Genomic DNA, 20,013 nt, shown 5'->3' with positions numbered 1-20,013 from the left:
TGGTGTCATTTTTTCTGACGCCCCGAGCGCACAGGCCTTAGCACCAGCTCATCAACGCTGTTCTGCCTGGTGCTTTCGCGTTCCCCTTCAGAGCCGATGGAAAGCCCCATGTCCCGCAGAATACCGTCGGCCACGTCATAAACGAAACCGTGAACAGTCAGCGGCTGCGCCCTGCGCCAGGCTTCCTGGACAATGTTGTTCTGACAGACATGCCCAACCTGCTCGACCACGTTAAGCTCGCATAGCCGGTCGATGCGGTCCTGGTCCGATGCCAACCCGTCAAGTACATGCTGGTGCTTGTCGCGAACGTCCTGAACGTGCCTCAGCCAGTTCGATATCAGACCAAAGCCTTCATTGTGCAGCGCTGCCTTCACCCCGCCGCAGCCATAGTGGCCTACCACCAGAATGTGCTTTACCTTCAGTACATCAATAGCGAACTGGAGTACCGAAAGACAGTTAAAATCCGTGTGCACGACTACGTTTGCGACGTTACGGTGCACAAACAGCTCCCCGGGCATCAGATCCACGATCTGGTTGGCCGGCACGCGGCTGTCTGCACACCCGATCCAGAGATATTCCGGGGCCTGCTGATTGGAAAGCCGGGTAAAAAAATCCGGGTCCTGACTTTTAATGCTGTCGGCCCACGCTCTGTTTTTATCCAGCAGTTTATCGAGCAACCCCATCAAACCTCCTGTCTGCAAATCAACGGTGACGGAATTGAACGGCAATCAACGCCATAAAGCAAGACTCAAATGGTCGGAGCCAAAGCGTCATCATGCTGCTGATGCATGGTGGTCTGGGCCAGGTCCAGCAGCTCCCGCAGTGCCACCGAAAACATCGCATATTCCGGCTCCCTGACGCTCTTGAGCTCGGTCAGCATGGACTTCCAGCGGCTGATCATGGCGTCGTGCCGCTGCATCCAGTTCTCGACACAGATGTTCACATCCGCCGGCGTGCCAGCCAGTTTGAGGACGCCGGTAGTCAGGGCCCGCTGTTGCCAGTCCAGGTCCTCACGGAAGCTCTCCCGCGCCAGAGCCTGCCAGTGAGAAGCGGGCACCAGGGCAGCGATGGCGTTGGCGAACCAGTTCAGATCCAGCCTGTCGCCAAGGTCATAGTAGAGATTGGCGACGGTCTTCAAGGGCATCCCCGTCGCTTCTCTCGCCTCTATAATACCCAGCGCCGAGTACAGATAGCTGGTGCCGGACACCACAGAAGCGAGATCCTGTGGCACCCCTGCTTCCACCAGCTCATCATGCCGCTTTTTCCAGTCTGCCCGGGCCTGGTCTCCCAGATAATCCGGCAGGTCCGCCGTGATCTTCCACACGCTGTCGGCAAACCGCTCCATATGGCTCTGGATACTGAGCTCGGCCCGGCGATTGCGCAGCAGCCAGCGAACCGCGCGACGAATCAGTCGCATCAGGTCACCCATCAGCTCTATTTGCAGGTCCGCCGCGATGAAGTAATCCAGGCATTCAATCTTGTCCCACCAAGTGTCCAGGCGGAACACATCACGGGCAATAATCCACGCCAGCGCGATAGAGGCCGCATCGGCGCCGGTAGACTGCTTCAGCCTCTCGACAAAGGTGATCCCCATGTGATTGACCATATCATTGGCAATCTGGGTAGCGATGATCTCCCGCCGCAACTGGTGTTCGCCCAGTTCCCGGGAGAACTTGCGGGTCAGATCCTGGGGAAACACCTTGTACATTTCCCCGGCCAGCAAGGGTTCATCGGGCAAACTACTGGCAATAAGAGTCTGTTTCAGGTCACCCTTGACGTAGGAAATCAGCACCGACAGCTCGGGGCGCGTCAGCCCTTTCTTGTCCAGCTTCCTCTCCGTTAGCGTTTCGTCATCCGGCAGGAACTCCAGGCTGCGATTGAGTTTGCCTTCACTTTCCATCGAGTTCATCAGGCGGCGATATTCTTCCAGCCGGGTAGCGGCGCCCACACTGGCAATACTGATGGCCTGGGTCTGCCGGTAATTGTTTTTCAGAACCAGCGCAGCAACGTCATCGGTCATCTCCTCCAGCATGATGTTGCGCTGCTTGTCGGTAAGATCACCCATGGCAACCACTTGGTTCAGCAGGATTTTCATGTTCACTTCGTGGTCCGAGCAGTCCACCCCACCGGAGTTGTCAATGAAGTCGGTATTCAGCCGGCCGCCTTTCAGCGCGAATTCAATCCGCCCCAACTGGGTCATACCCAGGTTACCGCCCTCGCCCACGATCTTGCAGCGGAGCTCGGAACCATTGATACGCAACCCGTCATTGGCCTTGTCGCCCACATCGGCATGGGACTCGTCACGCGCTTTGACGTAGGTGCCAATGCCACCAATCCAGAGCAGATCCGCCTGGGATTTGAGAATATGGGTGATCAGCATATTGGGGGGCACACGATCAGACTTGATGCCCAGCAGTTTTTTCATTTCCGGGCTGACCGGAATCGACTTTGCACTGCGGCTGAATACACCGCCACCGCTGGAAATCAGGCTGGTGTCGTAATCGGTCCAGGAGGAACGCGGCAGCTCGAACAGACGCTTGCGCTCCTTGTAACTCCTGGCTGCGTCCGGGGTCGGGTCAATGAAAATGTGGATGTGGTTGAATGCAGCAACCAGCTTCGTCTTCTCTGACGACAGCAGACCATTACCGAACACATCACCAGCCATATCACCGATGCCGATCGCGGTAAATTCGTCCAGCGCCGGGTTAATGCCCATCTCCCTGAAATGCCGTTCCACTGAGACCCAGGCTCCACGGGCAGTAATGCCCATTTTCTTGTGGTCATAGCCGTTACTGCCGCCAGAGGCAAACGCATCCCCCATCCAGAAACCGTATTCCGCAGCAAGGCCGTTGGCTATGTCGGAGAAGGTCGCCGTGCCCTTGTCTGCAGCGACCACCAGGTAGTGGTCGTCGTCGTCATGACGCACAACAGACTCTGGCGGATGTATGCCACCGTTCACAAGGTTATCGGTAATATCCAGCAGGCCCCGAATGAAGGTCTTGTAGGCCTCGATACCCTCGGCCTGGAATGCCTCCCGGTCCGATATGTCGGGCAGGCGCTTGGCCACGAAACCACCCTTCGCCCCCACCGGCACGATCACCGCATTCTTGACCTGCTGTGCCTTGACCAGCCCCAGGATCTCGGTGCGGTAGTCCTCGAAGCGGTCGGACCAGCGCAGGCCCCCGCGAGCCACTTTGCCACCACGCAGGTGCACACCTTCAACCCGCGGCGAGTAGACAAAAATCTCGAACATGGGCAGGGGCAAGGGCACGTCCGGAATCTCTGACGGATCGAACTTTACGCTGATATAGGACTTCGTGCGGCCATCCGTATCCGGCTGGTAGTAGTTGGTGCGCAGGGTGGCCTGCATCAATTCCAGAAACAGTCTCAGCACCCGGTCCTCACTGAGGTTTTCGACACTGTCGAGACCGGCGTTGAATTCAATTTCCAGCTTCTGCTGCGCAGCGGCGCTCTTACCGGCACTCTGGTAACGGGCGGGGTTGAACCGGACCTCGAAGAACTCAAGCAACTGGCGTGTCAGGTCTACATGGTTGACGAGGGTGTTGGATATGAAGGTCTGGCTGTTGGAGAAGCGGATCTGGCGCATGTAACGCGCATAAGTGCGAAGCAGGGCAATTTCCCGCCAGCTCATGTAGGAGGACAGCAGCAACCGGTTAAAGGCATCGTTTTCGGCATCGCCATACCAGACGCGACGGAACAGATCCTCAAAGATGGGGCGAATGCGGTGAATATCCACCACCTTTCCGCTCTGGGAGTACAATGTGAAATCGTGGATCCAGACCGACTTGCCGCGACGATCGCTGACTTCGAATGGGTGCTCGCCAATAACCCGGAATCCGAGATTGTCAAAAATCGGCATCACGTCCGACAGCGGTATAGGCTCATCCGGATAGAAAAGCTTGAAGTGCAGCGTGCTTTCGTCTTCCTCAAGCGCCCGGTAAAAGCTCATGGTGAGGTGCTTTTCCCTGGCCGCCCCGACAATGTGCTCCAGGTCTATGGCCGCACGACGTGGTGAAAACATGTCCCTGTAGCTGCCAGGAAAGCCGGCGGAATAAAGCCGGAACATCTCGTTGCCCTGCTCTTCGCCATACGCCTCATTGAGTGCTTCCAGCAGGCCATCGCGCCAGGACTGGGCAAGCTCAATCACCTTCTCGCGAATTTCAGAAATCGGAAGCTGACGGTTTTCCACCTGGGGCACACGGACCGTGAACTGCACCCTGGCCAGCACAGATTCTGAAAAATGAGTGACAAACTCGATGTCCTTGGCATCCAGCATGTCCTGCAATACCTGCTCGACTTTCAGACGCAGTTCGGTGTTGTAGATATCCCGTGGAAAAAACGACAGGCAGGTTACAAACTCGCCGTACACATCTTCACGCATGAACAATTCGATGCGTCGACGTTCCTGGATATACAGAATGCTCTTGGCGACCGAAAGCAACTCATCGGCCTCAATCTGGAACAGTTCATCCCGGGGATACACAGTGAGAATCTGATCCAGTTCCTTGCCCGCGTAATCGGCGCGCAGGAAGCCCGATCGTCTCATTACGGTCTGGACCTTGCGCCGCAGCAAGGGAATCTCATCCGGACGCTCGTTGTACACACGGGCCGTATACAGGCCCAGAAAGCGGCATTCGCCGACCACTTCACCCTTGCTGTTGAACTTCTTGACCGCAATGTAGTCCGGATAGGCCGGCCGATGAACCCGTGAACGCTGGGCAGACTTGGCAAAAATGAAAATATCGTCGGTGCGGGTCATCTCATGCCGTGTACGTTGCGGTAATTCGTTCAGCCGCACTTTGTCCGGGCGCTCATTATTGACGCGCAGAATACCCAGTTCCGAATTCTCGACCCGGCGGACCACCAGCCCGTTCTTGTCCTTGACGAAATCGTATTCGTCGTAGCCAAGGAAGGTAAAATGATCCCGAACCAGCCATTCCAGGAACGCCTTGGCCTCTTCTTTTTGCTCTTCGTCGATGCCGGCGGTGGTATTATCAAGCTCCCGGCTGATTTCATTAACTTTTTCGGTTACAACCGGAAAATCGCCGACCGCAATCCGGACTTCATGAAGAATGGTCTGAAACACCTCTTCCAGCGACCTGAGATCCTCCGGATTGCTGTGGCGGTCGATCTCCAGAACAATGAATGCCTCGTGATTACCTTCCGCGACCTTTTTCTTGGGGGGGTGCAGTTTCTTCAGCCTGCCCTCGGCGTCGCGTTCCACCTGGAGTACCGAATGCTGGATGGAGTGGGTGCCGATCTCACGCTGGTTGATCGCTATCCGCAGGGAATCGATCAGGAAAGGCATGTTCGGGTGAAGAACGAAAATGACGGAGTGGGTCGACTGCCAGCCGTCAGTTTCCAGTTCGGGGTTGAACACCGATACGGGAGTTTCGTCGGCCGTGCGTTTCTGGAGAAACTTCCAGGCGGCCATTACGGCTCCGTAAGTATCAGAAAACCGGCGGCTCACGAGCTCTTCAAGAGGAAGGTGGGCATAATGCTGTTTGGCGAATTCACTGATTTTCTTCGCTTCGGGTTTTGCCATTTTTTCGGCGAAAGCTTCGTCCAGCTGCTGAAAAAACTGTTCCTTGCTGGCGATTGTCAGCGCATTCATAGTCGACCTCTGTGAGTATGAAATAAACGTAATCGATGTACTGTCACATAAGCATAGTCAAAGCCTTGATTTTTGCGCCGCAGATGCGAAAACTGCGGCAACTACTTACGCTAACCGTACCTGCACCAGGAGTAGATATTTCCCATGGCATTACAGCATACGTTCGGTGAGCTCCGATCCCAGCTGGCAAAACGGATTATCGGCCAGGAAAAGCTGGTGGACCGTTTGCTGATTGCACTGCTCGCCGACGGTCACCTGTTGGTGGAAGGCGCTCCCGGCCTGGCCAAAACAACCGCGATCAAGGCTCTGGCCGATCATCTTGAGGGTGATTTTCACCGCATCCAGTTCACTCCGGACCTGCTCCCCTCAGATGTAACCGGCAGTGAGATCTACCGGGCAGAAACCGGCCAGTTCGAATTCCAGCACGGGCCGATCTTCCATAACCTGGTGCTGGCCGATGAGATCAACCGCGCGCCGGCCAAGGTTCAGTCAGCACTGCTGGAGGCCATGGGAGAACGCCAGGTCAGCGTCGGCATGCGCACCTTTCCGCTGGACCGCCTGTTCATGGTGATGGCCACCCAGAACCCCATCGAGCAGGAAGGTACCTATCCGCTCCCCGAAGCCCAGCTTGACCGGTTCCTGATGCATGTGGTCATCGATTACCCTTCCGCTGAAGCGGAGAAAGCCATTCTGCACCTGGCCAGAAACGACTACCGGCGGGGGCAGGTTGCCGCGGAAGTCCGGCTGACGGCAGAGCAGGTTTTTGAGGCCCGGAATGCCGTTTCCGACATCTACATGTCGGAGCCTGTCGAACAGTATCTGCTGGCGTTGGTGCTGGCAACCAGGGACCCGGTCACCCTGGACCCGGAGCTCGCACGCTGGACAGCCTTTGGCGCAAGCCCCCGCGGCACCATTGCACTGGATCGTTGTAGCCGCGCCATGGCCTGGCTCGAAGGGCGCGATTACGTCAGTCCTGACGATGTCCGCAGCATCGCCTTCGATGTCCTCAGGCACCGCATTCTGCTGACATTCGAAGCGGAAGCCGAGGGCCTGACCGCCGATGCCATCATCCAGCGACTGATCGACCGTGTGCCGGTGACCGCCTGAACACCGTGACTATGACTGCAGCCGATCCAGCCACACACATCTCCCTGCCCGGCCTGATCCGGCTGCAGGCGGACGCCCGTGCATTGAAGTTGCCATCCGCACGGCCGGTCAGGTCGCGCCAGGCCGGCCTGCAACGCTCTCCCCGTCGCGGGCGGGGCATGGCCTTTGCAGAGGTGAGACAATACCAGCCGGGCGACGATATACGCAGTATCGACTGGCGGGTTACCGCCCGGCGGCAATCGCCCCATACCAAGCTCTATGAGGAGGAGCGCGAGCGGCCGGTACTGCTGTTATGTGATCTTGGCCCGTCACTGTTCTTTGCCAGTACCGGTGCCTACAAGCAGGTTCGCTGTGCCCAGCTGGCAGGCATCCTGGCGTGGCTGGCGCTCTGGTCCGGGGATCAGGTGGGAGGCATTGTATTCAATGGCAGGGAATTGACCGTACAACGTCCCGCGCGCCGCAAGAAATCGGTGCTGCGGTTTCTTGATACCATCGCACGGCAACAGAGGGTATCCCGTGGCGCCGGAGACCTGCACTCAGCCACAGAGACAGCGGCGGACCTGGATACCGCGCTCCAGGAAGCACGCCGGGTCGCCCACACCGGAAGCCGGATTTTCGTGGTCAGTGATTTCCTCAACATTACCGGCGACACTTCAAGGCTACTGGGTTCCCTGGCACGCCATAACACCGTCAGCGCACTCAGAGTCGTTGATCCGCTGGAGCTTAAACTGCCCGACAGCGGTCGCTTTGCCATCGCCGGCAACGACGGGCCGGTGTGGTTTGACAGCAGCAACCCCCGGTTTCAGAAGGCGTATGCTGAAAAGGTACAACAACACACCGAAGCACTCGCGGAATGCTTCCGCATGGCCGGCGTACAGCCGGCCAGCGTCATGACCAGCGATGAGCCGGCGCTGGCACTCCAGTCACTGCTCGGCCCTCGTGGCCACATCGGATAACAGGACCGCTTCAAGCCCATGATGGAACAGGATCCACTGAGCCAGCTCAGAGACATACACCTGCCACAGCCGGGTGGCTTCTGGCCTCCCGCACCGGGCTGGTGGATTCTGCTGGCCATTGGCATAGCCCTGACGGTACTGGCTTTTGTCTACCTCAGGCGGAAACACCGCAGAAACCGCTGGCTGGGTCCCGCCAGGAAGGAACTGCAGGAGCTGGCACAAAATCCTTCAACAGACAATCAATGGTTCGCCGATTTGAATCAGCTGCTAAAGCGGTCAGCTCGAATACGCTACCCGGAACGGGTGCCGGAGTCCCTGTCTGGTGAGCCGTGGATTCAATTCCTCCTGGAAACCAGCCCGAAAGACCGGGTGGCATCCAGGCCCGTGGTCGAGACCATGGTCAATAGCGCCTGGCAACCGATCCCCGGATGTAAACCGGAGGACGCCATCGCCTTCGCCCGAGTGTGGCTGGGAGGCCAGAAATGCTGAGCCTTGCCTACCCCTGGGTCCTGGTTCTGGCCCTTCTGCCGTTACTTCTGCGGCTGCGCCGACGCAGTGCCCAGGCAGTGGAGGCGCCGGTATTTCCTGTCGGCCACTGGTTGTCCGATTTACCCGGCGTCAGTCGCACTGGCAGCCGGGTTCCCCTCTGGCAACAGCTGGTGTTGCTGCTGATCTGGTTTCTGCTGGTGGTAGCACTGGCCCGGCCGCAACATGTAGGAGAGCAGGTACAGATGCCCGTCAGCGGTCGCGACCTGCTGCTGGCCGTGGACATCTCTCCCTCCATGGATGAGCCGGACATGGTAATCCAGGGCCGCAGCATTAACCGATTGCAGGCGGTCAAGCGGGTACTGGATGACTTTATCCAGCGCCGTGAAGGTGACCGGCTCGGGCTTCTGCTGTTCGGTACCGAGCCCTATATCCAGGCACCCCTTACATTTGACCGGGCCACGGTGCAGACCTTACTGGACGAGGCAGGCATCGGCATGGCAGGGCGTGCCACCGCAATTGGCGATGCCCTGGGCCTGGCGGTCAAGCGTCTTCGGGACCGGCCCCAGGAACAGCGGGTTGTCATACTGCTGACCGATGGCGCCAACACGGCAGGAGAAATTGCCCCGGACAAGGCTGCCGAGATTGCCAAAGCCGCAGGCGTGCGCATCTACACCATCGGCATTGGTGCCGAGTCCATGGTGCAGCGCGGACTGCTGGGCTCTCGCCGGGTCAACCCCTCCCGGGATCTGGACGAGGGCCTGCTGAAACGGGTTGCCCAGCAGACTGGCGGTGAATATTTCCGTGCCCGCAGCCTCTCCGAGCTGGAACGGATCTATGAGAGCATCAACCAGTTGGAACCCATTGAGCTGGAGGGCAAGCACTATCGGCCGGTGACCGAACTTTATGTCTGGCCAGCGGGCCTTGCAGCCCTGACGTGGGTATTGATGCAGGCCCTCAGGCTGGCCCGGCTCAGGCGAGGATCCATGACCCCCGTGAAGGAGGCAGGTAATGGCTGACTTTCACTTCCTCCGCCCACTTTGGCTACTGTTGTTACTGGCGGCTCTGTTCTTGCCACTGCTTTTAAGGCGCTTTCACCAGAGCGACAGTGGCTGGAGCAGAATCATTCCGGCAAATTTGCTGCGCCCGATGATCAGCCAGTCGGGTGCCGCCGGGGCTCGCCGTAAATCCCCGCTATTACCGGCGACAGCAGCTGTCGTCGTGCTGGCAATTGCGCTTGCAGGGCCGGCCTGGCGACAGGCACCAACGCCCTTGCAACAGCAGAACGACAGCCTGGTGGTCGTGCTGGACCTGTCCCTGTCCATGCTGGCAACCGATGTCGAGCCGGACCGGCTGACCAGGGCCAAGCGCAAGATTCGCGATATCCTCAAGGCCCGTGAGGGCGCTCTGACGGCTCTGGTGGTTTATGCGGCAGATGCCCACGTGGTAACGCCGCTGACGGATGACCGTAATACCATCGAGGGCATGCTGGATGTGCTCGAACCCGTCATCATGCCGGCTACGGGAAACCGCGCCGATCTGGGCGTCCAGCGGGGTCTTGAACTGCTGGAACAGGGAGCGCCCGGCAGCGGACGCCTGCTGCTGATTGCAGACGACGTTGGCGAACGCTATCGCGAGCGCATCAGTGACCGACTGGCGGGAAGCCGCTTTGCCCTGAGCACCCTCACTGTCGGTACTGCTGAGGGCGGACCGATACCACTGGCGCGCCACGGATTCATCAGAGACAACGGCGACATCGTCATTACCCGTGCCAACCCTGACGCCATGGAAAGTCTGGCAGAGAGAAACGGCGGCAACAGCCATGAGCTGACCCTCACTGATGACGATATCCGGGCCCTGGAACTGCGCCCCATCGACTCTGCAGACTGGCAGGCCAGCGCTCAGGACCTGACCGTCAATCGCTGGCAGGACGACGGCTACTGGTTACTGTGGCTGGCAGCGCCTCTGGCACTTATTGGCTGGCGGCGGGGCGCCATGATTATCATGCTGTTTGCGATCCTGCCACTGACGCCCCGCCCGGCCATGGCACTGGACTGGGACAGCCTCTGGTCGCGGCAGGATCAGCGGGCGCCGGAGCTGATTGAACAGGATCCCGGGCGCGCGGCAGAGATACTGGATGATCCCGCCTGGCGTGGCAGCGCCCTCTACCGGGAAGGCGACTACGAGAGCGCTGCAAAAGCCTTTTCCCGGGCCGAAATTCCCTCGGCAGAATACAATCGTGGCAATGCCCTGGCACGGGCTGGTGAGCTCGAACAGGCACTGGAGGCTTATGAAAAGGCGCTGGAAAAAAATCCGGATAACGAGGACGCCCGATTCAATCACGACCTGGTGAAGCAGCTGTTGGAGCAACAACAGCAAAACCAGTCCGACGATGAAGGGGACGAATCTTCCGACCAGGGCGGCGACCAGCAACAACAGGATAATCAGCAGAATGACCAGGGAGGCCCGGACAGCCCGAACCAGCAGGGCGACTCGTCCGATCAGGCCGGCGACCAGCAGGACAACCAGCAACAACAAGGTGAGCCGGATGGCGACAGCGACAATGAGGAGCAGCAACCCTCCCAGGGGCAGGAAGACCAGCGCCGCGCCGAGGGAACTGAGGGCGACAGCCAGGAGTCCCCGTCGCCGGCAGAGCTGGAGACCTCCCCACTGAGCCAGGGCCAGGAACAATGGCTCAGGCGTGTCCCGGACAATCCCGGCGGCCTGCTGCGTAGAAAATTCCTGCAACAGTATCAGGAACGGGAAACACCATCTGACGAGGGCGACACACCATGGTAAGCCGGCTGACCTATCCGTTAATTCTGATATCACTGCTGATGGCCATGGTCGGCCAGGCCATGGCTGCAAACGATCTGACTGTCGAACCGGACAGGACCCGTCTTTACCAGGGCGAGGTGCTTACCCTGACGGTAACCGGCAGCACCAGGATTGACATCAACCTCGGCAATCTGTTCGATTTCGACATGTCCAGCCTGCCAAAGCCGGATATTGAGAAGGTGGAAGAGGATTTTGAAATCCTGGCCCGCAACCAGCAGTATTCCATCCGTACCATCAATAACGACATGCTCGGCGAAATCACCTGGACCTATCAGTTGGCTCCCAAAACCACCGGGAAGCTGACGATTCCGTCACTCAGATTCCGCGATTCGGAATCCGATCCGGTCACAATCAATGTTATCGACGGCACACCACCAGAGTTGGAGGCCGACGTCTCACGTGACAGTTTTATCGAATTGGCAGCCGACAAGGACGAGGTCTACGTGCAGGAACAGCTCGTCCTTACCATCAGGCTGTTTTTCACTGGCAACCTGATTCGCGGCGAGTTGTCAGAGCCGGAGCATCCCCACGCCATCATTGAGTCGCTGGGCAAGCAGAACGAATACACCCGCTACCGGGACGGCGTACGCTATCGAGTGGTGGAGCGCCGATATGCCCTTTTCCCCCAAAAAGAGGGACAACTCAGCCTGCGGCCCATCCAGTTCGAGGGGCAGGCCCGTGCCAATGATGGTACCTTGAAACTCCTCCGGGACACTGCCACCCTCTTCGACGTGCCGGTCAAGGGCGTACCAGCGGATTTCAGCGGCAGCACCTGGCTGCCCGCACGTAACCTGGAACTGAATGAATCCGGGTTGCCAGAGAACCGGACAGTGTCTGCAGGCCAGAACCTTACCCGAACCCTGAAACTGCAAGCCGAGGGCCTGCCCTCGGAGACCCTGCCGCCGTTGTCCGAAGAGCTGCCCGATGGCATTCGTGGCTATCCCGAGAAACCAGAGCGCACAACAACGCCAGGCAGTGAAGGACTGTCATCTCAGCTGACACAGACAACCGCACTGGTACCAGTCCAGCCAGGGAAGCTGATACTGCCGGAAATCCGGATCCCCTGGTGGGACACTGAGAGTGACACCGAGCAAGTTGCGGCCATCCCCGCCCGGCCCCTGACAATCGAAGCCATTCCAGGCCAGATTGAAGCATTGCCAGCAGACTCATCCGTCGACACAGACGTTGCTGCCGAAGATGGAGGAAAAGATGCTGACAATGCAACCGCAGGGAATGCGGACGCCGGTTTCTGGCCACTGGCTACGCTGGCATTTCTGGGAGCCTGGCTGGTAACTCTCGCAGCCTGGTGGCTATCCCGACGCAGGTCGGAGCCCAAGCCGGTGGTCCGCGATCCCGGAGACTTCCGTGAAAAGGCCCTGTTCAGAGAACTGTGTGAAGCAGCACAAAAGGGTGAAGCGAAGACCACCGACTTGCTGGTGCGTTGGATGGCGGCAAGATATCCCGAAAACACCTTCCACAGCGTGGTGGATGTTAACCGGTTTCTGCAGGACAAGGAGCTGGCAGCCTGCATTGAAGCGCTGCAACAACGATTGTTCGGAACGCCGGAACAGCAAGCATCCATACCCTGGAACGGGGACCGCCTGGTGGCAACACTGATCCGGATTCGTGGCGCCGCCGGTTCAGAACCGGCAGAAGAACACTTACCACCACTCTACCCCGACCAACTGAGAACCAGCGGAAGCTGAGCCAGCTACTGCACCAGTTGCGTATCGATAACCAGAGTGACCGGGTCGGCTTCATCAGCGGTAACCGGTACCGGTTCGTCCAACTGGCCCTGCCAGTCGCCGGCCTGGGGCCGGGCTGTTCCCGACCTTGAGAGTCTTGCCTGCACACGAACCTCCTCGGCATCCGACAGCTTGCTATCAGGTGACATAGTGAAACGGTCATCCAGGCGTATATCCGTGGGCAACTGTCCCGCTGTCAGGCGTGCTACCGCCAGTGGCGGGCCACCCTGCCCTTCGGCACTGCGGGCAAACACAAACAGCGTGGTGTCGTCAGGAATTTCACCACGGAATGACTCATCAATCTCTACACGCACCGTAACGCCAGGCCCCGCCGCAACTTCCCTCTCTGCGGCAGGGGCCTCACGACCAAGGCGCTGATAGGCCTGCTCTATTCCCTGTTGAATAGAGCCAATCTGCGGGTGGTCAGGTGCCACCTCAACAATTCGCTCCCAATACCCGATTGCCTCTTCGTAGTTTTCCTGGCCAAACGCATAAATACCTAACAGGCCGAGCGCATTGACCTCATCCGGATTCAGTGCCCTGGCCTTCTCAATGGCTCCGGTAACCTCAGGCGTCAGCTCTCCCCGGCTCAGAAAAAACCGGGCTTGCGCCGACAATCCCCAGGCCACCGCCTTGCCGTTGTCATTATCTTCGATGCTATCGGCAAGCCGCTCAAAGGCCCAGGCTGCATCATTGTATTGTTCCAGGCGCATATAGGTGCGACCCAGCATCGCCCAACCGTCGGTATTCTCCGGATTTTCCTCAAGGCGCTTCCGAAGCTGGGCGGTCAGTTCCTGCATCTGGCCCAGCCGGTCGCCGTCCTCCGCCATCATTTCCTGCATGGCACCAAACTGCTCCACATCGTCCAGGGCACCCCATTGTTGATACAGAAACACCGCAGCAGCGGGAACGACTACCAGGCTCAGGAGTATCACCGCAACAGTGCTCTTGCCACCCTTGACCTGAGCCGGCGACCCAAGCACGCCGCGGTCGGCGTCAGGCACATCGTCCAGCATGCTGCCCGCGAGCTCCTCCTTGAGCTGCCTGTAGCTTTCTTCATCCATGGCCCCGGCTTCAAACTCGCGATCCAGCTCCGCCATCCGGCTTCGGTAAGCCAACAGGTTCTGGTTGCGCAGATCCAGTTCTGCACGGCGACCAGAGTGGTGAAAGAACAAAGGCGCGACAACGAATGCCAGGGCAAGGATGATCAGTACTGCGGATATCAGCCAGAAGGTCTGTGTCATAGAACGGTCATGGTCCGGTTAAGAGAAATGGGGCAGCGTTAGTACGATTGACCTGCAGGCCGGCGGCTCTCAGGACGTGCGATCGGATCCGTCACCATCAAGGATCCTGGATGCGCGCTCACGCTCTTCGGCGGATAACCCGGAGTCGCCCTGGTTGTCACGGCGAGAGCGGATCACAATGCCCGCGACCACCAGCAAACCAATCACCACTGCGATCACTGGCGTGGCCCATAAAAGAAGCGTGCGGCTTTCCACCTGCGGTTTGTAACGCACGAATTCGCCAAAACGGTCCACCAGAGCACCGACAATTTCGTCATTGGAGGCCCCCGAAGACATCATCTGGTATGCCTCTTCACGCATGTCCTTGGAGATGGGGGCATTGGAGTCTGCAATATTCTGGTTCTGGCATTTCGGGCAGCGAAGCTCCGAGATCAGATCGTGAAACCGCTGTTCCTCTGCCCGCGTATCAAAATCGTATACATCACTGGGCTCGGCTGTCAGGAAAGGCCCGTATGCGAACAGTAGCAAGGCTATCAGTACCGAGCGCGTCATCAGATATTCTCCCTGTACCGTTTCACCAAAGGCTCGATATCCTGCTCCCAGACTTTCTCGTTAACCACCCCGACATGGCGGTGGCGCACAATACCTTCGGCGTCAATCACGTAGGTTTCCGGTGCACCGTAGACGCCCAGATCAAATCCCAGGCGGCCACGGGGGTCGTAAATGGAAACCTGATACGGGTCCCCCAGCCTGTCCAGCCACACCAGGGCGTCGTCACGGTTGTCCTTGTAGTTCAGGCCGACGATACGAATACCCTTCTCTTCCGCCAGCCAGACCAGATCGTCGTGTTCATCGCGACAGGCCGGACACCAGGTGCCCCAGACATTCAGCAGTGACACCTGGCCCCTGAACAGCTCACGGTTCAGCTCACGCCCTTCGTCATGAAGGTCCGGCAACTGGAATTCCGGCACCGGCTTGCCGATCAGGGCGGATTCCAGCTTGTTGGGATCCTTGCCGATACCGGCAAACAAAACCACACCAAGCGCCACGGCCAGAACGACGGGAATAAACAGAAGCAGACGTTTCATGATACAGCCCCTGCCGGATCAGGGCGGCTGTTGTCACCACTCTGACCTGCTGTTGACGGCTGACCTTCAGAGACCTTGGCACGAATACGGTAACGGCGATCAGAAATTGCCAGGAAACCACCGGCAGCCATGAACAGTGAACCCAGCCACAACCAGCGCACCAACGGTTTGTATTGCATACGGATCGCCCAGGCATCATCGGAAACCCGCTCGCCGATGGCGACAAACACATCCCGGAACAGGCCGGCATCAATTCCGGCTTCGGTCATGGTATTGCGCTGTACCATGTATTGACGTTTTTCCGGATAAAGTGTCGAAACCACCTGACCGTTGCTGTCGGAGACCTCAAAACGCCCGTATTCCGCGGTAAAGTTCTTGCCCCGACGGTTGCCGATCTCCGCAAACGTCACCTGGTAGTCCCCCACTGAGGCGGTGTCGCCCGGGGACATCCGCACATCCCGCTCGATACCGTAATTGGATGCCACTGTGGCACCAGCCATGACAATGGCCATGCCCAGATGTCCGAGCACCATGCCATAGTAGCTTCGCGACTGGCGCCTGAGACCGTGGAGTCGACCCTTTCTGGATCCGGACTTGTCCCAGATATCCCAGAAGGTGGCAACGCTGACCCAGACCGCCGCGAAAATACCGGCAAAAGCCCAGGGCTTGAAGCTGCCGTACCCTGCTATTACCGCAGCCGCTATCACCATACTCACAGCCAGTGGCCAGAGCAGTTTGCGACCCAACCAGCCACCATCGGTTTTTTTCCAGCGCGAAAATATCCCTGCACCAAGGAGCAGGCCAGCGGCTATGCCCAGTGGGCTGAAAGTCAGGTTGAAGAAGGGTTCACCGATAGAAAGCCGGCCCATATCGAGATAATCCAGCACCAGCGGATACAGGGTTCCAACAAGTACCAGCAACGTGGCGGCCACCAGCAACACGTTGTTGAGCAGCAGGAAGATCTCCCGCGAAAAACTTCCGTAACGAGAGCGCACATGCACCACCGGTGCCCGGAACGCATAGAGTGTCAGGCTGGAGACGATGGTAATCGCCAGCAGCGCAAGCAGGAACGTACCGCGATCGGGATCGGACGCAAAGGCGTGCACAGAGGTCAGCACACCGGAGCGCACCAGGAAGGTTCCCAGCAGGCTCAGGGCAAAGGTGACAATTGCCAGCAGCACGGTCCAGCTCTTGAAGACCCCACGCTTTTCGGTAACAGCAAGACTGTGCATCAATGCGGTACCGGATAACCAGGGCAACAGCGAAGCATTTTCGACCGGATCCCAGAACCACCAGCCACCCCAGCCAAGCTCGTAATAGGCCCACCAGCTCCCCAGGGCGATACCCAGAGTCAGGAAAGACCAGGCCACGGTTGTCCAGGGACGGGACCAGCGTGCCCAGGCAGCGTCCAGCTTGCCGTTAATCAGCGCGGCAATGGCGAAGGCAAAGGCCACGGAGAAGCCCACATAGCCCATGTACAGCATGGGCGGATGGATAATCAGACCGAAATCCTGCAACAGGGGATTCAGGTCCGCACCGTCGGCGGGAACATTGGGGAGGGTACGGTCAAAAGGGTTCGAGGTGATGATCGTAAACAGCAGGAAACCCACCGTGACCATACCGATAACGGCCAACACCTGAGACACCATCACTGCCGGCAAACGGCGGCTGAACACGGCAACCGCAAGGATCCAGCCAACAAGCATCAACACCCAGAGCAGCAATGAGCCTTCATGGCCTCCCCAGACGGCGCTGAGTTTGTAGTACCAGGGCAGCATGCTGTTGCTGTTGTTGGCCACGTAAGCCACGGAGAAATCGTCCGTCATGAAGGCGTGGGTGAGTATTCCATAGGCCAGCGCCACAAACACGAACAGCCCGGCGGACAGCGGCCTGGCAAAAGCCTGCAATTGGTCACGGCCGGTCACCGAGCCCACAAGAGGGACCACGGAAAGCAACACTGCCAACAACAGCGCGAGTATCAGTGCAATCTGTCCAAGTTCCGGATACATCAGGATTCTCCTGCGATTTCAACAAGGTGGCCAGCGGGTTCAGTAGCTGACGGCAGATTCGCTTTCCGCGCCAGACATGGCGGCCCGTTTACCGGCCGCTTTCTCCAGCGCCTCGTTCACTTCCGGCGACATATAATTTTCATCATGCTTTGCCAGCACCTGGTCCGCCACAAAGCGGCCCTGGCCATCCAGGCGGCCCATGGCAACAACACCCTGCCCCTCGGCGAAGAGATCGGGCAGAATACCGGTGTATTCCATCAATACCGATGAGGTAAAATCGGTTACCTTGAACTCCACTCTAAGGCTTTCCGGATCCCTTCGCACAGAGCCTTCTTCCACCATGCCACCGGCTCTTATACGCACATCCACCGGCGCCTCCCCCTCAGCAATCTGGCTGGGGTCATAAAACAGGTTGATGTTCTGCCGCAGCGCGTAGGTGGTCAAGCCTACCGCCACCGATACCCCGGCAAGCAGGAAAAGAACAATGGTGAGCCGTTTTTTGCGAATCGGGTGCATGGTTCATCTACCAGTCAGTCTTGTGAAGGTTCAATTCGGGTGAAGCTTGCGCCTGCCGGGCTCTTTTCCCTTACCCGGGGACTCTCGGCCCGCCGGTGCTGCGCGATAACGGCACGACGCTGGCGTAGTGACCACAGCGAAACAGTACCCATTAACAGAAAAAATACGAAGTAACAGGTCCACACATAGGGGCCGTGCCCTTCCATAATCATAAACGCACCGAAAGAATCGAATGCCATGGGATCAGTTCCCCCGTGCCTGAACCAGTTCTTTTACCCAACGCGTCCGGCCTTCCCGCACCAGGATCTCGGTCTGCATACGCAGGCAGGCCAGCCAGCCGAAAATCAGGTAGAGCCCCAGCACCGAAAGCAACAGCGGCACCCACATTTCCGCCGGCATGCTGGGCTTTTCTGTCAGCTTGAAGGTGGCCGGCTGATGAAGGGTATTCCACCATTCAACAGAATATTTGATGATAGGTATATTTACTACACCCACCAGCACCAGAACGGCTACCGCTCGCGCCGACGATTTTTCATCGGATATGGCTGCACCCAGTGCCATCACGCCGAAATACAGAAACAACAGGATCAGCATCGACGTCAGCCGGGCATCCCATATCCACCAGGTTCCCCAGGTAGGCTTGCCCCAGACCGCACCGGTAAACAGAGCCAGGAACGTCAGAATCGCCCCAACTGGCGCGACAGCCCTGACAAACACATCGGCCAGTTTCATGCGCCACACCAGAGTCACCAGGCCGGCTACAGCCATCATCATATACACGGACTGCGCAAGGAGGGCAGCTGGCACGTGGATGAAAATGATGCGGTAGCTATTACCCTGCAGATAGTCCTTGGGAGCAAAACCCAGACCCCAGACAATGCCGGCCGCCAGCAGCGAAAGGCCAACCCATAGCAGCCAGGGCATCAGTTTTGATGCGATACCGAAAAACCACTTCGGTGAACCCAGCTTGTGAAAAATTTGCCACATCAGGTTGCTACCCTTTTTTTACTTTTTAACTGTTGGACAGGCTGATTCTTAGAGCGGCTGCCGATGCAAACGGAGCCAAGGTCAGTGCCAACACCAGAAATGCCCCCATCAGCGCCAGCTGTCCTTCCACCGACGCGCCCTCAGAGGCGGCCATCACCGTTCCGGTGCCGAAAATCAGCACCGGAATGTACAGCGGAATGATCAGCAGTGACAAGAGCACGCCTGCTGATCGCAAACCGAGGGTCAACGCTGCCCCAATGGATCCGATCAGGCTGAGCACGGGCGTGCCGATCAGCAGCGTTAGACACAGAACCGCAACAGAGTTCCCCTCAAGATGCACCATCACCCCGAGAACTGGCGCCAGCAGAACCAGAGGCAGGCCGGTCAGCACCCAGTGCGCCAGAGATTTGGCCAGTACCAGCAGAAACAGTGGCTGCGGCTGAAGCACCAATTGCTCCAACGTACCATCATCAAAATCATGCCGGTACAAATGATCCAGTGACAGAAGCACCGACAGCAATGCCGCCACCCACAGGATACCGCTGCCGGCCTGCTGCAGGAATGACACTTCCGGGCTAACTCCCAGGGGAAAAAGGGTTACCACCATCACGAAGAACAGTAACGGGTTGAGCAGATCCTGGGGCTGACGGAACGCCGTTTTCAGGTCCCGGACGAAGACCGCTTTCATGGCAGTTGCGGTGCCCACCGATGCCTCGGGGGCCCGCAAGCCGACGGTGAACTCAGTAGTCATAGCCATCACCTCCGCCAAGGGTGAGTCTTTGCATGGATGGCAACTGCAAATCATGGTGGGTTGTTACTACGATGGCGCCGCCATTTTCCACCCGCTCAACCAGCAGCCGCTCCAGGGCGCCCACCCCCTGGATATCGATCGCGGTGAATACTTCATCCAGTATCCACAAGGGCTCATCCGCTATTAACAGCCTGGCCAGAGCAACCCGCCGCTGCTGGCCGGCGGAGAGATTACGGCAGGGAACCGTCTGGAAACCACCAAGCCCCGTGCCTTCCAGCGCCTGCCACAGAATTCTGTCCGGCAATGACCGGCGGCCGTCCATGAGAGCACGCAGATTTTCCATCGGAGTGAGCAGGGGCTTGATGCCCGGACGGTGACCGAGATAGAGCATGTTGCGAAGGAATTCTTCCCGGTAACCATGGCGGTTTTTGCCTCGCCAGAGCAGATCACCGCTGTAACTGTCGTTCAGTCCGGCCAGGATTCGCAACAGCGTGGTCTTGCCGGACCCATTAGGACCCTCGACACGGATCAGAGTACCGGGCAGTATGGAAAACGAGAGATCACGGAACAGTACCCGGTCATCACGCTCACACTCAAGATTGACAGCCTGTAGTAACGGCTCAGACATCGGGGCCCCAGGGCTATATACAT

The 20,013-nt window shown here is 58.4% G+C and carries 17 protein-coding genes; 6 read left to right on the top strand and 11 right to left on the bottom strand.

All coding sequences use genetic code 11. From position 1 onward, the window contains the following. Positions 1-5: 5 nt before the first annotated feature. Positions 6-683, bottom strand: coding sequence for a carbonate dehydratase (can, locus tag DIT72_RS15230; protein ID WP_135956104.1), 678 nt, complete (start codon positions 681-683; stop codon positions 6-8). Between the two features lie 65 nt (positions 684-748). Further along, positions 749-5,635: an NAD-glutamate dehydrogenase gene (locus DIT72_RS15225; RefSeq protein WP_135956103.1), complete on the bottom strand. Its 4,887-nt coding sequence runs from the start codon at positions 5,633-5,635 to the stop codon at positions 749-751. A 144-nt stretch (positions 5,636-5,779) separates the two neighbouring features. Here DIT72_RS15225 and DIT72_RS15220 point away from each other — a divergent pair, with 144 nt between their 5' ends. Genes DIT72_RS15220 through DIT72_RS15195 form a run of 6 tightly spaced genes read left to right on the top strand, consistent with a single transcriptional unit; the run spans position 5,780 to position 12,728 of the window. Beyond that, entirely contained in the window at positions 5,780-6,742 is a 963-nt protein-coding gene (locus DIT72_RS15220) for an AAA family ATPase (protein WP_135956102.1), read from the top strand. Between the two features lie 11 nt (positions 6,743-6,753). Continuing rightward, positions 6,754-7,698, top strand: coding sequence for a DUF58 domain-containing protein (locus tag DIT72_RS15215; RefSeq protein ID WP_135956101.1), 945 nt, complete (start codon positions 6,754-6,756; stop codon positions 7,696-7,698). Between the two features lie 18 nt (positions 7,699-7,716). Further along, positions 7,717-8,187: a DUF4381 domain-containing protein gene (locus DIT72_RS15210; RefSeq protein WP_135956100.1), complete on the top strand. Its 471-nt coding sequence runs from the start codon at positions 7,717-7,719 to the stop codon at positions 8,185-8,187. Further along, a complete protein-coding gene (locus DIT72_RS15205) occupies positions 8,181-9,203 on the top strand; it encodes a vWA domain-containing protein (RefSeq protein WP_135956099.1) in 1,023 nt (340 codons plus the stop codon). The genes DIT72_RS15210 and DIT72_RS15205 overlap by 7 nt, the downstream gene beginning before the upstream one ends. Next, the gene (locus DIT72_RS15200; protein ID WP_135956098.1) at positions 9,196-10,983 is read left to right on the top strand and encodes a VWA domain-containing protein; all 1,788 of its coding nucleotides are present in this window, start codon (positions 9,196-9,198) and stop codon (positions 10,981-10,983) included. Before DIT72_RS15205 ends, DIT72_RS15200 begins: the two co-directional genes overlap by 8 nt. Then, the gene (locus DIT72_RS15195; RefSeq protein ID WP_135956097.1) at positions 10,977-12,728 is read left to right on the top strand and encodes a BatD family protein; all 1,752 of its coding nucleotides are present in this window, start codon (positions 10,977-10,979) and stop codon (positions 12,726-12,728) included. Before DIT72_RS15200 ends, DIT72_RS15195 begins: the two co-directional genes overlap by 7 nt. Before the next feature lie 5 nt (positions 12,729-12,733). Here DIT72_RS15195 and ccmI read toward each other — a convergent pair whose 3' ends face one another. From ccmI to ccmA, 9 genes are all read right to left on the bottom strand, one after another. Further along, positions 12,734-14,011 carry a c-type cytochrome biogenesis protein CcmI gene (gene ccmI / locus DIT72_RS15190; protein WP_135956096.1) on the bottom strand — a complete coding sequence of 426 codons (1,278 nt, stop codon included), beginning with the start codon at positions 14,009-14,011 and terminating at the stop codon, positions 12,734-12,736. A 69-nt stretch (positions 14,012-14,080) separates the two neighbouring features. Then, positions 14,081-14,563, bottom strand: a complete 483-nt coding sequence (locus DIT72_RS15185; protein WP_135956095.1) for a cytochrome c-type biogenesis protein — start codon at positions 14,561-14,563, stop codon at positions 14,081-14,083. Then, positions 14,563-15,099: a DsbE family thiol:disulfide interchange protein gene (locus DIT72_RS15180; protein ID WP_135956094.1), complete on the bottom strand. Its 537-nt coding sequence runs from the start codon at positions 15,097-15,099 to the stop codon at positions 14,563-14,565. Before DIT72_RS15180 ends, DIT72_RS15185 begins: the two co-directional genes overlap by 1 nt. Next, on the bottom strand, positions 15,096-17,108 hold the full coding sequence (locus DIT72_RS15175) for a heme lyase CcmF/NrfE family subunit (RefSeq protein ID WP_135956093.1): 2,013 nt from the start codon (positions 17,106-17,108) through the stop codon (positions 15,096-15,098). The genes DIT72_RS15180 and DIT72_RS15175 overlap by 4 nt, the downstream gene beginning before the upstream one ends. Before the next feature lie 39 nt (positions 17,109-17,147). Further along, positions 17,148-17,624, bottom strand: coding sequence for a cytochrome c maturation protein CcmE (gene ccmE, locus DIT72_RS15170; protein ID WP_135956092.1), 477 nt, complete (start codon positions 17,622-17,624; stop codon positions 17,148-17,150). Positions 17,625-17,638: 14 nt separating this feature from the next. Continuing rightward, positions 17,639-17,863, bottom strand: coding sequence for a heme exporter protein CcmD (gene ccmD, locus DIT72_RS15165; RefSeq protein WP_135956091.1), 225 nt, complete (start codon positions 17,861-17,863; stop codon positions 17,639-17,641). Positions 17,864-17,867: 4 nt separating this feature from the next. After that, positions 17,868-18,614: a heme ABC transporter permease CcmC gene (gene ccmC / locus DIT72_RS15160; protein WP_323053156.1), complete on the bottom strand. Its 747-nt coding sequence runs from the start codon at positions 18,612-18,614 to the stop codon at positions 17,868-17,870. A gap of 22 nt (positions 18,615-18,636) precedes the next feature. Then, positions 18,637-19,362 carry a heme exporter protein CcmB gene (ccmB, locus tag DIT72_RS15155; RefSeq protein ID WP_135956089.1) on the bottom strand — a complete coding sequence of 242 codons (726 nt, stop codon included), beginning with the start codon at positions 19,360-19,362 and terminating at the stop codon, positions 18,637-18,639. Continuing rightward, on the bottom strand, positions 19,352-19,990 hold the full coding sequence (ccmA, locus tag DIT72_RS15150; RefSeq protein WP_135956088.1) for a cytochrome c biogenesis heme-transporting ATPase CcmA: 639 nt from the start codon (positions 19,988-19,990) through the stop codon (positions 19,352-19,354). Before ccmA ends, ccmB begins: the two co-directional genes overlap by 11 nt. Positions 19,991-20,013: the final 23 nt, after the last annotated feature.

Origin of the sequence: Marinobacter orientalis (genome assembly GCF_004792665.1) — a bacterium.
Taxonomy (GTDB): Bacteria; Pseudomonadota; Gammaproteobacteria; order Pseudomonadales; family Oleiphilaceae; genus Marinobacter; species Marinobacter orientalis.
This window is presented reverse-complemented; position numbering and strand designations above follow the sequence as displayed.

What these genes read in the sequence shown, in the direction of transcription:
- ccmB (WP_135956089.1), bottom strand. Translation starts at nt 19,362, where the DNA reads ATGACTACTGAGTTCACCGTCGGCTTGCGGGCCCCCGAGGCATCGGTG.
- DIT72_RS15215 (WP_135956101.1), top strand. Translation starts at nt 6,754, where the DNA reads ATGACTGCAGCCGATCCAGCCACACACATCTCCCTGCCCGGCCTGATC.
- DIT72_RS15200 (WP_135956098.1), top strand. Translation starts at nt 9,196, where the DNA reads ATGGCTGACTTTCACTTCCTCCGCCCACTTTGGCTACTGTTGTTACTG.
- DIT72_RS15195 (WP_135956097.1), top strand. Translation starts at nt 10,977, where the DNA reads ATGGTAAGCCGGCTGACCTATCCGTTAATTCTGATATCACTGCTGATG.
- ccmE (WP_135956092.1), bottom strand. Translation starts at nt 17,624, where the DNA reads ATGCACCCGATTCGCAAAAAACGGCTCACCATTGTTCTTTTCCTGCTT.
- DIT72_RS15185 (WP_135956095.1), bottom strand. Translation starts at nt 14,563, where the DNA reads ATGACGCGCTCGGTACTGATAGCCTTGCTACTGTTCGCATACGGGCCT.
- ccmD (WP_135956091.1), bottom strand. Translation starts at nt 17,863, where the DNA reads ATGGCATTCGATTCTTTCGGTGCGTTTATGATTATGGAAGGGCACGGC.
- DIT72_RS15180 (WP_135956094.1), bottom strand. Translation starts at nt 15,099, where the DNA reads ATGAAACGTCTGCTTCTGTTTATTCCCGTCGTTCTGGCCGTGGCGCTT.
- can (WP_135956104.1), bottom strand. Translation starts at nt 683, where the DNA reads ATGGGGTTGCTCGATAAACTGCTGGATAAAAACAGAGCGTGGGCCGAC.
- DIT72_RS15210 (WP_135956100.1), top strand. Translation starts at nt 7,717, where the DNA reads ATGATGGAACAGGATCCACTGAGCCAGCTCAGAGACATACACCTGCCA.
- ccmI (WP_135956096.1), bottom strand. Translation starts at nt 14,011, where the DNA reads ATGACACAGACCTTCTGGCTGATATCCGCAGTACTGATCATCCTTGCC.
- DIT72_RS15220 (WP_135956102.1), top strand. Translation starts at nt 5,780, where the DNA reads ATGGCATTACAGCATACGTTCGGTGAGCTCCGATCCCAGCTGGCAAAA.
- DIT72_RS15225 (WP_135956103.1), bottom strand. Translation starts at nt 5,635, where the DNA reads ATGAATGCGCTGACAATCGCCAGCAAGGAACAGTTTTTTCAGCAGCTG.
- DIT72_RS15205 (WP_135956099.1), top strand. Translation starts at nt 8,181, where the DNA reads ATGCTGAGCCTTGCCTACCCCTGGGTCCTGGTTCTGGCCCTTCTGCCG.
- ccmA (WP_135956088.1), bottom strand. Translation starts at nt 19,990, where the DNA reads ATGTCTGAGCCGTTACTACAGGCTGTCAATCTTGAGTGTGAGCGTGAT.
- DIT72_RS15175 (WP_135956093.1), bottom strand. Translation starts at nt 17,108, where the DNA reads ATGTATCCGGAACTTGGACAGATTGCACTGATACTCGCGCTGTTGTTG.